General features: G+C 55.5%; 14 protein-coding genes. 9 read left to right on the top strand and 5 right to left on the bottom strand.

Going from position 1 to position 15839, the window contains the following annotated elements:
* The 9 genes from AC1XOS_RS10170 to AC1XOS_RS10130 all read left to right on the top strand — a co-directional run.
* The coding region (locus AC1XOS_RS10170) for an RsmB/NOP family class I SAM-dependent RNA methyltransferase (RefSeq protein WP_481962111.1) at positions 1-828 on the top strand (828 nt) is incomplete at its 5' end.
* A 161-nt stretch (positions 829-989) separates the two neighbouring features.
* Positions 990-3512 (top strand): diguanylate cyclase, encoded by a 2523-nt coding sequence (locus AC1XOS_RS10165; protein WP_481962110.1) that lies wholly within the window; start codon positions 990-992, stop codon positions 3510-3512.
* 27 nt (positions 3513-3539) lie between these two features.
* A complete protein-coding gene (locus AC1XOS_RS10160) occupies positions 3540-4388 on the top strand; it encodes a metallophosphoesterase family protein (protein WP_481962109.1) in 849 nt (282 codons plus the stop codon).
* 5 nt (positions 4389-4393) lie between these two features.
* Entirely contained in the window at positions 4394-5155 is a 762-nt protein-coding gene (locus AC1XOS_RS10155; protein ID WP_481962108.1) for an ABC transporter ATP-binding protein, read from the top strand.
* Between the two features lie 40 nt (positions 5156-5195).
* Positions 5196-6893, top strand: coding sequence for a hypothetical protein (locus AC1XOS_RS10150; RefSeq protein WP_481962107.1), 1698 nt, complete (start codon positions 5196-5198; stop codon positions 6891-6893).
* 144 nt (positions 6894-7037) lie between these two features.
* A complete protein-coding gene (locus tag AC1XOS_RS10145; protein WP_481962106.1) occupies positions 7038-8483 on the top strand; it encodes an MBL fold metallo-hydrolase RNA specificity domain-containing protein in 1446 nt (481 codons plus the stop codon).
* A 648-nt stretch (positions 8484-9131) separates the two neighbouring features.
* Positions 9132-9803, top strand: a complete 672-nt coding sequence (locus tag AC1XOS_RS10140; protein WP_481962105.1) for a hypothetical protein — start codon at positions 9132-9134, stop codon at positions 9801-9803.
* Positions 9804-9906: 103 nt separating this feature from the next.
* A complete protein-coding gene (locus tag AC1XOS_RS10135; protein ID WP_481962104.1) occupies positions 9907-11154 on the top strand; it encodes a hypothetical protein in 1248 nt (415 codons plus the stop codon).
* Positions 11155-11206: 52 nt separating this feature from the next.
* Positions 11207-12181 carry an NAD(P)/FAD-dependent oxidoreductase gene (locus AC1XOS_RS10130; RefSeq protein WP_481962103.1) on the top strand — a complete coding sequence of 325 codons (975 nt, stop codon included), beginning with the start codon at positions 11207-11209 and terminating at the stop codon, positions 12179-12181.
* Here AC1XOS_RS10130 and AC1XOS_RS10125 read toward each other — a convergent pair whose 3' ends face one another.
* The 5 genes from AC1XOS_RS10125 to AC1XOS_RS10105 all read right to left on the bottom strand — a co-directional run.
* Complete coding sequence (locus tag AC1XOS_RS10125) at positions 12182-12967, bottom strand: sulfite exporter TauE/SafE family protein (protein WP_481962102.1); 786 nt, start codon at positions 12965-12967, stop codon at positions 12182-12184.
* Positions 12968-13041: 74 nt separating this feature from the next.
* A complete protein-coding gene (locus tag AC1XOS_RS10120; protein ID WP_481962101.1) occupies positions 13042-13410 on the bottom strand; it encodes a heavy-metal-associated domain-containing protein in 369 nt (122 codons plus the stop codon).
* On the bottom strand, positions 13407-14483 hold the full coding sequence (locus AC1XOS_RS10115; protein ID WP_481962100.1) for a protein tyrosine phosphatase family protein: 1077 nt from the start codon (positions 14481-14483) through the stop codon (positions 13407-13409). Before AC1XOS_RS10115 ends, AC1XOS_RS10120 begins: the two co-directional genes overlap by 4 nt.
* Positions 14484-14552: 69 nt before the next feature.
* Positions 14553-15251 carry a prepilin-type N-terminal cleavage/methylation domain-containing protein gene (locus tag AC1XOS_RS10110; RefSeq protein WP_481962099.1) on the bottom strand — a complete coding sequence of 233 codons (699 nt, stop codon included), beginning with the start codon at positions 15249-15251 and terminating at the stop codon, positions 14553-14555.
* 81 nt (positions 15252-15332) lie between these two features.
* The coding region (locus tag AC1XOS_RS10105) for a hypothetical protein (protein WP_481962098.1) at positions 15333-15839 on the bottom strand (507 nt) is incomplete at its 5' end.

The following is a 15839-nucleotide window of genomic DNA, read 5'->3' as shown; positions in this document are numbered from 1 at the left end:
CCCGACGCGTTTCTGGAAGCACTGGAAGCGGGGAGGAGTGCCTGTCCTGCTGTACTTTGGCTGCACGACAGTGCCGAGAGTCCGTTCGAGAGCAAGCCCCCCGCTTCCTGGCAGCCCGAGTTTGTGCAAGCTGTCGCGACAGGCGAGCGTCCTGGTCGCCACGCCCTCCACGACGAAGGTGCTTACTACTGTTTGGATCTATCGTCGGTGTTTGAGGCGAGTGCGCTCTGTGGCCTCTCCGCGGGTGGCATGGTGGTGGATGTCTGCGCCGCGCCGGGGGGCAAGACGGTCTTTGCGCATCGTGCGCTCGCACCCGAGCGCCTCATCGCCAACGAGGTGATCGGCAAGCGCCTCGGGCCGCTGACGGGCAATCTGAAGCGCTGCAAAGTTCCCGCCGAGACGCGTTGTGCCGATCCGTCCAAGCTTGCCGAGGAGCTTTCCGGGCTGGCGAGTGTGGTCTTAGTGGACGCGCCGTGCTCCGGGCAGTCGCTCCTGGCACGGGGGCAAGACAATCCTGGTGCGTTTCATCCCATCAATGTCAACTCCTGCGCCAACCGTCAAAAGCGCATTCTGGCGGAGTCCGTGCGCCTACTTGCTCCTGGCGGCTTTCTGCTCTACTCCACATGCACCTATGCGCGGGAAGAAAATGAAGATGTGCTGGCTTGGCTACTGACCCGTTTCCCCGAGCTGACGGCGCAAGAGCTCCCCACGCACGCCGCGCACCGCTCTCCCCACGCCGATTTCCCCTGCTACCGGCTCTGGCCCGATGCGGGGTATGGAGCAGGGGGATTTGTGGCTTTGCTTCAGCATCCAATTTCCACCCCATGAAATGGGACGTTTGGGTAGCCCGGCACGGGCTTCGCGGCACGCAGTGCCACTGCAGACGCTGGTTTTCAACCAGCGGCAGATCTGTATAGGACATTTAATCAGGTATTAAGACGGCGCGTGTAATTGCCGATAATCGGAGATAGAGAACCTGCTTGTCTTCGATGAACACACTACCTACGATCGCACAAAACTACCTTAAACTTATCTATACGCTTGGTGGAGTGTTGCTTGCGCTTGCCTTGTGGCAGCTGTGCCATATCACCAACCCGCAGTTCAACTGGGGGCACTTGACGATTTTTGTGGTGCTTGCGGGCATGGTGGGGCCAAAGAAGATTCGCCTGACGCGTAGCCGTACCACCGATGATGTGGGGGCAATGTCCCTGGGTTTCACGATTATCTACGCCACGATGCTCCACTTCGGGCCGCCCGCTGCGGTGCTGGCTGCCTGTGCCAATGTCTTTGTGGGCTGCTTTCGCCAACCAAGCTACCAGCGCATGTTCAACGTGGCTCTCTCGGCAGTGGAGGCAACCGCTTCGGGCCTGGCTCTCAGCCTCTTGCGTGATGTGGGGGTCTCGGGGTGGCTGCGGGGTGAGTCTCCTGAGAAAGTGACGGTGGCGCATCTGCCTGCGGTTCTGATCGGTGCGATTGTCTACTACGCCGTCAATACCGGAGGCGTTTCCACGATTATTTCTCTCACCAGTAAACAAAATATTGTCGCCCTCTGGAAAGAGAACTTCCTCTGGACACTGCCTAGCTACCTGGCAGGAGCGAGTGCCAGTGGCCTAGCGCTTCTCTTGCTAGGGCTGACGGGCAATCATGTTGCAACACTGACCATTGTGGTCTTTGTGGCCCCTGTCGGCTACATGACCTACACCGTCTACGAAACCTACACCGCGCGGGCTCGGGAGAAGCAGGAGCATATTGAGGAGCTTCAGACCAGCCAGGCGCAGCTTGCCGAGCTGTATTTAGCGACCATTAAGAGCCTTGCGCTCGCCATTGATGCGAAAGATCAGTATACCCACCAGCACATTCTACGTGTCCAGCGCTACTCCGTGGCAGTCGGGGAGCACTTGGGGCTCTCCGAAAACGACATGGAAGGCCTGCGAACAGGCGCACTACTGCACGATATTGGTAAGCTTGGCGTGCCTGAGTATGTCTTGCTCAAGCCGGGCAAGCTAACGGCAGATGAGTTTGACAAGATCAAGAAGCACCCCGAGATCGGGGCTGCGATCCTTGACCCGGTGGAGTTCCCCTGGCCCGTCTTGCCGGTGGTGAAGTACCACCATGAGAAGTGGGACGGTACCGGCTACCCCGAAGGGCTGGCCGGTGAGGACATTCCCTTCACGGCGCGCATTCTCGCGGTCGCTGATGTCTACGATGCGCTGACCTCGAACCGCTCTTACCGTAATGCTTGGACGCATGAGAAGGCGATCCATGTGATCCAAAAAGACGCAGGGACGCACTTTGACCCCGTGATCGCTCAGGCGTTTCTGGAGGTCATTGATGGTGTCGTGCAGGAGATGGCCAAAGAGGGGCAGGGGCCACTAGTTCCCCGCAAAGAGACACCGATCTACGCCACCAAAGCCGATGAAGCTGCCCGAGACATTCACCGTGCCTCGTCGGAGCTCTGGGCGCTCTACGAAGTGGCACAGACCCTCTCGGCCAGCATGGGAATCACCGAGACTCTGGACATTCTGGCGCGCAAGCTAGAGGCGATTCTGCCTGGTACCTCGTGTCTCTTCTTGCTCAAGTCCGAAGGCAACCCCGACACCCTGGTCGCACGTGCGGCTGTCGGAACCAACCGCGAGCACTTTCTCGGCTGTCAGACCAGCGGCTCGCGTAGCCTCACGCTTAAGACCGTCGAGCAGCGGACGACCTACCTGGGAGGCTTTGACCACGATGACCTGCTGATCACCAGCTCGACGCAGGTGCCTTGGGCCCCGCTCAACTCCTCGCTGATCGTCCCCATTGTGCACCAAGGAGAGGCGCTCGGTAGCATCAATCTCTACCACCAGCACGCCGTGGCTTTCTCACAGCACGATCAGCACTTACTGGAGATGATCTCGGAGCGCGCTGCGATGGCGATCTACAACGGCCTGCTCTACGACCGAACTCGTAGCCATGCCTTCACCGACCCGCTCACCGAGCTCTACAACCTGCGGTTCTTGACCCAGCATGTGGAGAAGCGCTGTGAAGAAGACGAAGAGGCTCGCCGATTCTCGGTGCTCTGTATGGACTTGGATCACTTTAAGCCCGTCAACGACAACTTTGGCCACCTACGCGGCGACGATGTCCTGCGCGACTTAGCACAGATTCTCCGGGAGACCGTCGGCCCGCGCGATGTGGTCGCTCGTTATGGCGGCGATGAGTTTCTGGTGATTGTGGAGGATGCCGGACAAGACGAAGCCAACGAGATCTCACGGCGAATCCATGATGCGGTTGTCTCCTACGACACCCGACTGGTGCATCCCTTGCTAGGCACTCTGCGACTAGGGGTGAGTATCGGCTCTGCGTGCTTCCCCAAAGATGGAATGGACTGTGCGAGCCTGCTCTCGGTAGCAGATCAGCGCATGTACCAGGACAAGACCGAACGCAAGCTCCGTCAGATGGCGGGAGCCCCAACCCTCCAGCAGCCTAAAATTGCGACGGCGCGAAGCAGTGCATCACGCAAAAAAGCCGCATAGGGATTGCAAATAGCGTAAACTATGCGCATGAATGCGCCAAAGCTGCTTCTTACCCTAGGGCTGGTTACCGATATTCACTACGCCGATGCCAAGCCTCGGATCAACCGTTACTACCGTGAGTCTTTGAGCAAATTGGACGAAGCCGCGAAGGCTCTGCGTGAGAAGAAAGTCGCGCTTGCTGTCAGTCTTGGCGACACGATTGATGCCGGTGAGAAAGCCGATGCCGCCACGGAGCTTGAGTTTCTCAAGCGCATTGATGAGGTCTTTGCAGGCATGGCCACGGAGCGCCACTATGTTCTTGGTAATCACTGCGTCGCGACACTCAAAAAGCAAGAGTTTCTCGCCACGGTTCACAAAAAAGGCAAGAAGCGCTCGTTTTACTCCCTCAGCCGCCAAGGCGTCCATCTGATTTTTCTGGATGCCTGCTTCCGCGCCGATGGCGTGGCCTACGGAGACGGTCCGTTTAAGTGGCATGACACCGAGATTCCCCTCGCACAGCGCATGTGGCTCGAGGCGAACCTGAAAAAGGCAAAAGGCCCGGTGATTGTTTTTGTGCACCAGCGCCTCGACACGCCTCCGGAAAACCGCTACACCATTAAGAGCGCCCCAGAAGTCCGACGTATTTTAGAGCAGAGCAAGAAAGTGAGTGCGGTCTTCATGGGACATAGCCATGGAAATGCGCAGACTGTGATCAATGGGATTCCCTATCTCACACTTGCGGCGATGGTCGAGGGCACTGGCCCCGAGAACAATGGCTACAGCCTTTTGCGTATCTTCGACGATGGCAGTATCGAGCTAGAGGGTTTTCGCAAGCATGCGCTCCACCCGGTGCACGCAAAACGCCTGCAACCAACTGCCTTTGCTGAGGCTCTCTAGGAGATATGCAGCTTAGTATTCAAGCGCGTGGCCTCGTCAAAGACTACGGCAAGCAGCGCGCTGTGGACGGAATTGATTTGGACGTGGCCGAGGGAGAGTTCTACGGGTTTCTGGGCCCCAATGGCGCGGGAAAATCCACGACCATTAAGATGCTCACCGGAATGCTCCGGCCCACCAGCGGCCAGATGCTCGTGGCGGGCTACGACATGGCGAGCCAGCCGCTCGACGTCAAGCGCGTGATCGGGATTCTCCCCGAGGAAACCAGCCTCTACGAGCGCCTCACGGCCCGTGAGATGCTGCTCTTTGCCGGTCAGATGTATGGCCTGAGCCGCACCGAGACCCAGGAGCGCACCCAGGATCTGCTGGGCGTGATGGAGCTTACCAGCGATGCCGACAAGCTGATCGTGGACTACTCGATGGGCATGAAGAAGAAAGTCGCGCTGGCGGCGGCGCTGATCCACCGGCCCCGTGTGCTCTTTCTCGATGAGCCCTTTAATGGCATTGACCCCATCTCCGTGCGTGCGATCCGCGATGTCTTAAAAGCTCTCACGGATCACGGCACGACAATCTTTTTTACCTCACACGTGATGGAAGTGGTCGAGCGGCTCTGCACTCGGATCGCGATTATTCAAAAAGGAAAGCTGGTCGGGCAGGGCACGATTGCGGAGCTGCGCGAGCAAGCCGGGGAAGATGGCGCTCTGGAGGATGTCTTCCTCAAGCTCGTCTCCGCCGAAGCCACCAACACAGAGAGCCTAAAGTGGCTCTGATTTCTTTCCCCCGCTCGGCGGGGGCTAGGGGGGCGGACGCATGGCTCTAAGGCAGCTGATGTGGCTGCGCTGGAAGCTTACCCAGCGCGGCTTTACCCGTAGCCGTAGCACGCTGATTGGCTCCATTATCGGTTTGGTTTTTCTTGGGCCGTATGCCTTGGCGCTGGCAGGCGCACTGGGCTATGGGCTCTTTAAACTCAATCTCAACTTAGGTGAGCACACGCTCCGTGCGGCGCTTCTTTTCGTGGCAGGCATCTGGACGGTTGGGCCGCTCCTAGGCTTTCAGCTCAACGAAGCGCAAGATATCACGCGGCTCTTTGTCTACCCAGTGCCGGTGCGCAAGCTCTTTCTCGGCGCGATTGCCGGGTGCCTGCTGGACCTGACGACAATCCTCTTACTGCCGACGCTGATCGCGGTGATCGTGGGGGCGGCGTTTCATGGTGTGGCGGGCGCACTGGTCGCTGCAGCGGCGATGCCACTGTTTCTGTTCCAGACCCTGGCGGCTAGCCAGGCGGTGACACTGGCGCTTCAGGGGATTCTCCAGAGCCGAAAGTGGCGCGATGTGGCCTTGATTATCGTCCCACTTTTTTGGATGGTATGGCAGCTTGGGATGCAGAGTATCGGGCGTGGCGCGGGCAAGGTGGACTGGAAGGCGTTTCTGGCCAGCACGCCGTGGGAGGCCGTGAGCTTCCTGCCCTCGGGGCTTGCGGCGCGTGCCGTGGGCGCAGGGATGAAGGGGATGTGGCCGCTGGCGATTGCCTATCTCGGGGCGCTGGGGCTCGTCACCGTTGCCACGTTCACCCTCTCTGCCTGGCTGGTAGGAAAAGCCTACGAAGGCGATGCGGTGGGCGTCCCCGCCCCGAAGCCCTCCTCCCTTAATCCCTCCTCCCCCGGCCCCTCCTCCCGACCCCGGGAGGAGGGGAAATCTCCCCTCTCTCCCCTCCTCCCCGGATTGGGAGGAGGGGCCGGGGGAGGAGGTATCGTCGGGGCGATCTTCCAGAAAGAGTGGCGTGTCTTTACCCGCGACCCGTACTTCCGGCTCATGGCGATGAACTTTATCTACATGCTGGGCTTTGGGGTGTTTATGTCCTTCAACCGGGGCAAGGGCGGCGATGCGCTGGGCTTTAGCGAGGCCCGCACGACACTTGCACTCTGGCTGGCAACGTCCCTAACGCTCTTTCAGCAGAGCATTCTCTCCTACAATATCTTCGGCCCGGAAGCCAACGCGGCCACACTTCTCTTTGCCTTTCCCACACGTCGCCGGGAGCTGCTGATCGGCAAGAACCTGGCAAACCTCTCGGCGATTCTCCCGCTCAATGTCGGGGCAACGGTGATGCTCTGTCTGGTGCTTAAGCGGCTCGACATGCTGGTGTTGCTACTGCCTTGGATGGTCTGTGCCTCGGTGCTGCTGGCGGCGGTGGGCAATGCGGTCTCGGTGATGATTCCCTACCGCGTCAACACGCAAGGGCTGAAGGCGCGGCAGAGCAATAGCGGAGGAGTGGGCTATGCGTTTCTGAGCCTGGGAATCAGCCTGGCGGCGCTGGTGCTCTACGTGCCGGTTCTAGCCGCTGTCTTGGTGCCGCACTTCTGGATCGGGCATGCCTGGCTCTTGGTCACGGTGCCCTTTGCCTTTCTCTACACGGTCGGTCTGTACTTTCTCTCGCTGCGCCTCACTGAGCCGTGGCTACTGGAGCGCGAGCCAGAGATCATCGCCCGCGTCGCCCGCCCCGAGGGATAAAAAAATACGTCGTCGTTTCGTGTTTTTTGCCGACGCTGTGCTCTAATATCGACGCCGTGCTAGCTTCGGAGCTGGCGGAGCAGTAGAGCTCAAGGAGTACATCACCGACACTCTCTTGCGTTAGGAAGGGGTACACTGTCAAGCATGGCACGAATTGAACATGCAAAGACGCAGAACCCGCAGATCGCGACGCTGACCTTTTGGGGCGGCGTGGGGACGGTTACGGGCTCGAAGTATCTCATCGAGACGAAAAACAGCAAAGTCTTGATTGACTGTGGGCTCTTTCAGGGCTTAAAAGAGCTACGCGATCGCAACTGGCAGGCACCGCCCTTCGACCCGGCGAGCATTGATGCTGTCGTGCTGACCCATGCGCACACCGACCATGTGGGCTATCTGCCCGCGCTGGTGAAAAATGGCTTCAAGGGCGAGGTCTACTGCACCCGTGCCACAGCCGAGCTGGCAAGGATTATCTTAGAGGACTCCGCCGAGCTTCAGGAAGAAGAAGCCGACTGGCGCAATAAAAAGGGCCTGACGGAACACCAGCCCGCGCTTCCGCTCTACGACCGCAACGATGTCCGGCGTACCCTCAAGCTCTTTCGGCCCCAGAAAGGCGGCACCGAGGGCTTTCAAGCTGCTAGCGATATTCGAGTGCAGTGGTGGCCCGCGGGGCACATGCTCGGCGCTCGCTCGCTCCGGGTCGAGGTAAGCGGTGCGGGAGCACACGGGGAGACACGCAGCATTATCTTCTCGGGGGATATAGGTCGCTGGAACCAGCCCATTCTGCGCGACCCGGTGACGCCGCACCCTGCTGACTACGTGCTGGTGGAGTCTACCTACGGCGATAGGCTCCACGAGGACGAAGACCCGCGAGTGGCGCTCGCTGAGGTGATCCGCGATGCCCACGCCCGCAACGCTCCGGTGCTGATTCCCGCGTTCTCGGTGGGCCGCACCCAGGACATTCTCTACCACATTCGGGAGCTGGAAGATGCCGGAGAGATTCCTATCGTCCCCATCCGCGCCGACTCCCCGATGGCCGCCGAAGCGACGCAAGCCTACCTCCGTATGGCGGAGGAGCACGATGATGACACCCGTGAGCTCACGCAGAGAAAGCGCAACCCGCTCCGCACCAAGAGCATGGGGTTCTCGTCGAGCCGTGAGGAGTCCCGCCGTCTAAACGAAGAGACGGGTGCCCGTGTGATTATCTCTGCCGGGGGCATGATGACAGGCGGGCGCATCATCCACCACGCCCGCCAGCTTGTCTCCAACCCCGAGGCGACGATCTGCTTTGTGGGCTTTCAGGCCGCCGGAACCACAGGCCGCCGTATTCTGGAGGGCGAGCCCGAGATCAAGCTCTACAAAGAATGGTTCCCGGTGCGCTGCCGCATCAAGAAAATTGGGGGCTTCTCGGGCCATGCGGACTACAACGAGCTTCTTGGCTGGCTAGAGCCGCTGGCAAAAGTCGCCCCGCGCCAGGTCTACATCACCCACGGCGAGCCCGAAGCGGCCCTGGCCATGCAAGGGCACATCAAAGAGCGCTTCGGCTGGAACGTAAACGTCCCCGCCTATGGTGACAGTATCGAGCTACGGTAGCATCTACCCGTAGGTGGGCTTTTGGGGCCAGCCTGCGTGGGAGTCCTCTTGCCGATCGTAGGGCGTGACATCCAAGAGGGCATAGGTATGGAAAACATCGTCGCCGAGCCGGAAGAAGACGCTTAGCTCCAGCCATGCTTTTGCTTTCAGGCATCGAGCTTGGCAAGCGGCGCACAGGAGACTAGAACAAATGTGGTGTCGCGCTCGCCGAGGAGCGAGAGGTTCGCGATCGCATCCACGAACCCCGTGCAGCCAGCTGGTCGCCCTCTCGGGTGTGTGCTTTCTCTTGAAGCCGGAAATCCTGGTCGGAAAATTATCTTGCCACCAGGATTTCAAGTCATCGTGGACAAAGGTCTGAAAAGTAACTGGGTACATGAGTGGTAACGCTCCCTCGCAGAGTGGCGCAACGGCGCGATCCACACCCGACCCGAGAGCCACCCCGCGAGATGCTGGGGAAATAATTATTTTTTATTACTTGACAAATTTATTTGCCTATGTTAGACTTTACTCATTCGAGGACAATTGTGTTCTCATCCTGACCACGTAAATTTGGGGTTGTAGAACAGTCAGCTGGGTGAATAGCCCAATCTTCGGGCGAATAGCCCAATCTTCGGGCGAATAGCCCAATCTAGAAAAACGAAAACTTACATGAAAAAGTATTTATTTGTAGTATTGCTTGCTTGTTTGACTGCGATAGTGACAACTCCTGCTCAGGCAGGAAACTGGGTCGTAAGTTCTGTCATAGAAGTTGAAAGTCAACATATTTGTTATTCAGGCGAACCAGTAGGAAATGCGAGTACTGATCAAATAACAATTGATTGGGGAGTGTATGGATCAAGCGATACCGAGGAAGTAGCTACTCCTTTTACACGGCTTGTAGAAGATCCATCAACCGCAGACTATTGGCAAAATGGAACTGCTATTAAAACACATGGTAGTCTTGCTAATGGACAACCTGCTGGGATAAGTATGATTGCAAGGGCTCGTGGTCATGCTGAATTTGAGTGGGATCCCAATGCAACTCAGCATGGTACGATTCCTGGGAACACAGGAGCTTTTCAAGTCAATTGGACAAAGCATTGGAGCTCATCTTCTTCGGGATATGCAGGTGCTGGTGTGCTTTTTGATGGAGCATCGCCAGGTGACGATCATTATAGTCATACAAATGTCTTTGAAACAGAAGAAAATAGTGGTATTGCTGTTTTTGAATGGGAAACACAAGCGAGTGGTGGTGGATTTACTCCTTATCCTTATGATGCATACTCAGCAGCAGCGTACGCAACATGGAAAGTTGAATTTGATACATTGGCTAGCGTGTAAAATATTTGGATTTGTATGTCTCTTATTATGATTAAAAATATTTATAACGAGAGGCATACGTAATATCAAGCTGCAATGAATGAGTGATAATAAGGTGCTATGAATGAATGATAATAATGAACTAAGTGAATTGTCAAAAAAGACAAATAGAATGATAATTCAATTGGGAAATGAAATTTATGGCTTGTCTAATAAAAATAATAATTTAAGTGATGAAATTATGGGTTTTTGCCGAAAACGAAACTTTAAGATTGTAAAGCAAAATGAAAATTCTATTATATTGAATGACATAAATACATCATCTGCTATGAATACATTTATGGAATGGAACACTAAGAAGAATATAAATTGTACTCGATTAATAAATATAAATCCTGAAGATATTAAATATTATTGTGAACAAATTTTACAGATAATCCCAAATCTTAAGAATGATTCAAAAAAGGTTGGCAGTATATATTTTGTTTCTGATTTCATTAATTCTTTAAATATCAATGAAAAACAGAAGGTTTTTAATAATGGTATTTCATATAAAGATATGAATGGCGAATCGAAAGACAGATTTGATAAAATTCTTCTGTATACATATTTTGGAAGTGTTTATACAGAGTGTAAATCTGTGTTATGGCTGTTAAGTAAAAATTCAGAGCTTAAGGTAGTTAAAAACAAAGAATCTATTTTTTTAAAATATATAAATAAAGTTAAGATTATGCGTAAGAGAGAAATAGAATCAGGAAATAGTAATTTTAATCTGGATTATTCTTTTATAGACAATTCTGTAATCGATGCAATGAAATCTATTCGTAATACGTCCGGGAAGGAAGTGATATACCCTGCGGATTGGAAAAACAAAAATATTATCATATACAATGCAAAAAATAAAATAGATGCTATTTATGCAATAGCGAGATATTTAGATTGTGAAGTTAAAGTGAGAGATAATAATATAGTGATTTTGCGTAAAAAGGTAATTCATACAGGAGACTATATAAATGATTTAAGAAATGTTACTCCGTTCATTGTGAAAGAACAACTTCCCTATGTTAGTCGAAATCATGTTGTTAAAGCGATTCTTGATAAAGAATTAAAAAATTCAGATAATGGATTTGCTTTAAGTGTCTTATCTTCATCTCTACAGTGTGCAGTTACTAATTATATATCCGTAAATTTATTTAAATATTTAACATCGTTAATTATAAATGGTATGCCGGAATCATGGGGAAGAAGGAATAATTTAATATTTAAAGTGGATTTTAGTCTGGGGAAATCTCTTCCTTATGTTATATCTATAGGAGAGATGACTCGTTTAGGATATAAAAGATATTTAAAAGCTAGTATGAGACACTTGTGATTTCCTTAGTTGTTTTAGCTGTCTCAGACAGCGATTAGGGTATAACTCTCCCGTGAGTGATGTAACAGACTTTCTGGTGATCGGAGCAGGGCTGGCAGGGCTAGCCTTTGCGCGGCAGGTGCAGGCACAAGGGGCGAGTGTGCGGGTGCTTGACAAAGGACGCGGTGTCGGTGGTCGGGCGGCGACCCGGCGCTTTGGAGCGGCGCGAGTAGACCACGGCGCGCAGTTCTTTACGACACGCTCCCCCGAGTTTCAGGCGATTGTGGAGGAAGGCTTGGCATCGGGCTGGGTGCGCGAGTGGTACCGCTCCCTCCCGGAGTGGCGCGACGGTGCGATCCACACCCGCCCCGAGGGCCACCCGCGCTACGCTTGCCCCGAGGGAATCAGCGCCCTGCCGAAGTTCCTGGCACAGGGGCTGGATATTGTCACCGAGGCCGAGGTGCAGGGGCTAGAGTGGGAAGATGTCGGCTACGTGGCGACGGCAAAAGATGGACGTGCCTTTGTGGGAACGACCCTGATCTTAAATGTCCCCCCCGTTCAGCTTCTTACTCTTGCGACAGATCTGCTCCTGCCCGAAGCCGCAGAGCAAATCGCGACCGCTACCCTGGAGCCGTGCTGGGCGTTTATGGCGCTTTTAGAGGCAGATATTCCGGTAGACTGGCCCGCGCTGGAGCTGACAGACCATCCCGTTTTCTCTTGGGTCGCACGGGATCACACCAAGCGTGAGCCAGGCGCTCCACCCGTCTTGGTGGCCCATGCCCATGCACGCTGGACTCTTGCGCATCTGGAAGAGAGCCAGGCAACCGTGGAAGCCGCGCTTCGTACGGAGCTAGAGAACCTGCTGGGGCCGCTGGCGATCACCCAGTGCCAAGCCCATCGCTGGCGCTATGCCAAGCCCATTACTGCGCTCGGTCAGCCGTTTTTCTGGGACAGCGCCCGCCAGCTCGGAGCCTGCGGCGACTGGTGTGAAGGTGGACGAGTCGAAGGAGCGTTTCTCTCCGGATATAAACTGGCAGAAGTCGTTTAGTCAGTGCCCTAGAAGCTTTTGTAGCGCCGTGACCACGTAGACACCACCAATAAAGAGAATTGCCACGGCGAAGATGCTCTTGAGAATACGGTCGGGGAGGTAGGGAGAGAGGGCAGCGCCAATCTGACCGCCAATCAGTACACCTGAGGCGCTAAAGATGAGGATTTCGGGGCGAATATTGCCAAGCTTTAGGTTCACGATGGTAATCGTCCAATCCGCTAGAGCCTCCAGGAAGATCGCGGTGGCATTGGCACGCTTAGTCGCCAGCTCGCCCTGTTGCTCCAGCAGGGGCTGGCTCATCTCCGCGACTCCCGTCCCTGTGCAGGCAGAGAAGAGCCCCGCAAAGATACTCACCCAGCGGCGCTTTCCCAGACGTCCCAAATCGGCACTCTCACGCTCGCCAAAGAGCCCCTTGCCCACCCGCCAGAACTGGTAAAAGGCAATGCCTCCAACAACCAGCCCAACGAGCAGCCGCAAGATATTGCGATCTACCTTCACAAAGAGATAGAGGCCGAGGCCCACGCCAAGTAGTGTGGCAGGAAGGAGCGTCTTCACCGCCGCCACATCAATCTTCTTCATCCCGAAGTAGCGGGCTGCGCCGCTTGACATGCCAATAGTCTCGGTGGCGACTCCTGTGGCGATGGAGTTTGCAATAGGAAGCTTGAGGACGAAGTTAAAGAAGGGCTGAAAGAGTACGGCTCCCGAGAATCCCGAGGCGTTTGCCACGATCGCGACAAAGATCGCGTAGGGGAAGACGTACCAGTAGTCCCAAGAAAACGCTTGCATAGACATCTATTTTCTCTTAGATATTGGATGCTTCCCCCTGTCATCGGGTGAAGGCAGGGGGAAGCGCTACTCTCTTACGATTTTTTCTCCGGTTTTGGCTCGCCCTTTTCTATCTTCACCACGTTGTAGCCCGCTTTCTTGACAGCAGCCTTGAGCGTGTCCTGCTTGACATTTTTATCCGGGCAGACCCAGACCACGGCCTGCTGCTTTTTTGCACTGACACTTACCTCCTCGACTCCCTTGATTGCCGAGAGGCTTTCCTTAACGGTCATCTCACAGCCTTCGCAGTGCAGGCCTTTTAGGGTGAGAGTCATCGCCACGGCGCAGGCATCGCGCTTACCCGCAACTTTAGGCGAAGGCTTGGAGGACTGCGCAAAAACGGGAGCAGTCAGAGCGAGCGAGCAAGCCGCGACTAGTGCGCGGGAGAGGTTGTTAATTTTCATCGTTGTTCTTTCTTTCGTAAAATACGATAGGCAAGCTCTGCCCCGAGTAGCTCCGGGAAGATCGTCACCCAACGCATGGACTCACCGACTTGGTAGGCTTTCTCCACAGGAACGCCCTGGTACTTGACCAAGTAGGCGGTAAGCACCTGTGTGGATCGCACTGCGCTCTGGCAGTGGAGCAAGACCCTCCCTTGGGCTCCCTCCAGCGCCTGTGCTACCCGCTCCAGGTTGGCGGGCGTAAAGTCTGCGGCGGCTTGGATGGGGACAGAGATATAGCTCAGCCCCAGCTCCTTTGCTACCGCCTCTTCATCGAAACCGCGCCGCTTCACCTGTGCCATCTCCTGAGTTGTTCTCAGGTTGATGACGGTCTTCACTCCTTGGCTTGCTAGCGCACGGAGAGCTTTTTCATCGGGCTGAGCGGCATTGAGGAGATCCCCCATGTCCCAGAGCGCATAGGCCATGAAGTCATCGCTAGGAGGCGTGACAAGTTTTGGAGCCATGAGTGTGCGCTTCGCCCCCGGCTTGGAGAGCCGTCCCTGGAGCGGCTTACGTGTCCCCGGCTTGGTGCGGCTCTTCGTATAGGAAATAGGGACATCCAAAAGCGCCGCGACCCGGTCTGGTGTGGCGTTCATCTGGGTTCCCGCCTTCCATGCCTCGTCCACGGAGACACCACGGTGGTTGATAAGATAGCTCATCCAGACATACGATGCCCGCCAAGCAATCGTGCAGTGGAGTAGCACCCGCCCCTCGGCTGTCTCCAGCGTCTCTGCGAACTTCGCCACTGCTGCTGGGGTGTAGCTATCGAGTGGGATGTGCACAAACCGGACCCCCAGCTCCTTGAGGAGTGCCGCCTCATCAAAGGGAACCTGCGCTCGGTCGTCAAGCTCTGGCTGCGTGCGGACGCAGATAACCGTCTTAACCCCTTCTTGTGCCAGCTTGCGAAAGGCCACCGCACTAGGCTGTCCCGAGACCAGACACGCCCCTACGTCGAAGATTCCCGCCTGAAAGCCTGGCTGGCTAAGGCGCTTTGGTGGCTGAATCTGAGGTTTCTGCTTACTTAGTAAAAAGGCCATGCTGAGCCTCCCAAGTCCGAGATCATGGGCGTTTTATCTTTCTCTTGCATTGTTTTTCTTTCTGTTTTGCTAGGGCTGACGGGGATCGAAGTTGCCTTGCCAGATGCCTTGGGTGGGGCGCTGGAACCAGACCTGGCTCCACTTGCTCCACTTGGCGTGGCCATCCAGATAGACAAAGTTGCTACCATCGCTATGGCGACGCAAGGCAAGCTCAACCGTCTCCTGATTTGGGGCGCTCCACGTGATGGAGTTCATAAACGCCGAGTAGAGCGGGTTAGGCGTCGGGGTCTCTAGGTTGCCATTCCAGTTGAAGGGATGGAAGTGATCCCGGTTGATGTTTTTCGCGCTCTCGGCGACATAGATCACGCTGCCCGGGGCATTGATGGCCGCGAGATTTCCGTACTGCGACGAGCCCGCCATGTAGGCGCTGAGAAAGTACGACGAGCGGCGCGAGTTGGTGGCGGCACTCCAGTTGTCGCTGTCATCCGAGGGGCAGCGGTAGATCTGCCGGTTCTTGATATAGGCTTGAACCGTATCCGTCCAGCTATTGGTGGGCAGCGGGAAGGTGGTCAAGGGCAGGTTCTCATCGTAGTCCTGTGTGTACATGAGAAATGCCGTCCCGATCTGGCGACCATTAGAGAGGCAGGAGGTCTGGCGAGCCTTCTCCCGAGCTTGTGCAAAGACTGGGAAGAGAATCGCAGCAAGTATCGCGATAATGGCGATGACGACGAGTAGTTCGATAAGCGTAAAAGCAGCGCGTGTGCGCATAGAAAATAGTCACTTTCCTGAAGTAAAGCACCAAATAGCACCCAAAAGAGTGCTTGGTGAAGCCAATAACGAGTTGTGGATTCAGGAAAGAGCTTGCGGAGGAGGCGCTAAAGGAGCGGGGGTACGGGTCGGCAGGGAAAACGACGCGACGGGAGCTGCCTGCAGGGCGAGGAGCAGAGGCTGAGTGAACGAAACGATAACCACGACGGGGGCTAGTGCGACACCGAGGGTTGGGGGGGAGACGGGGGCACCTTGGTCACAGCTGGAGCGCATCACCAAGTGCTCTGCGGCGCTGGTCATCTTGAGACAACAGCAGAGCTTTCCGCCAGGGCAGTTGATACAGTGACAGAGCCGCTTATGCTCGGCTTCTTCGTCTGCGGGAGTGTGAGTATGCACTGCCGCGACCGGAGGCGACAAAGCTATCGGGCTGAGAAAGAAGCTTCCCCAGAACCCGATCGCAGTTGTCCAGAGCATCGTGAAGAGAACCAGCCACGATGTCGCAAAGCTAGCGCGACGAAATAGCACTAGATGCAGTCTATCACTAGGGGCAAGCACCACGCACACGCCAGATAAGATTCGCGCCTTTGT

It is taken from the genome of Armatimonas sp., assembly GCF_964826245.1.
This window is presented reverse-complemented; position numbering and strand designations above follow the sequence as displayed.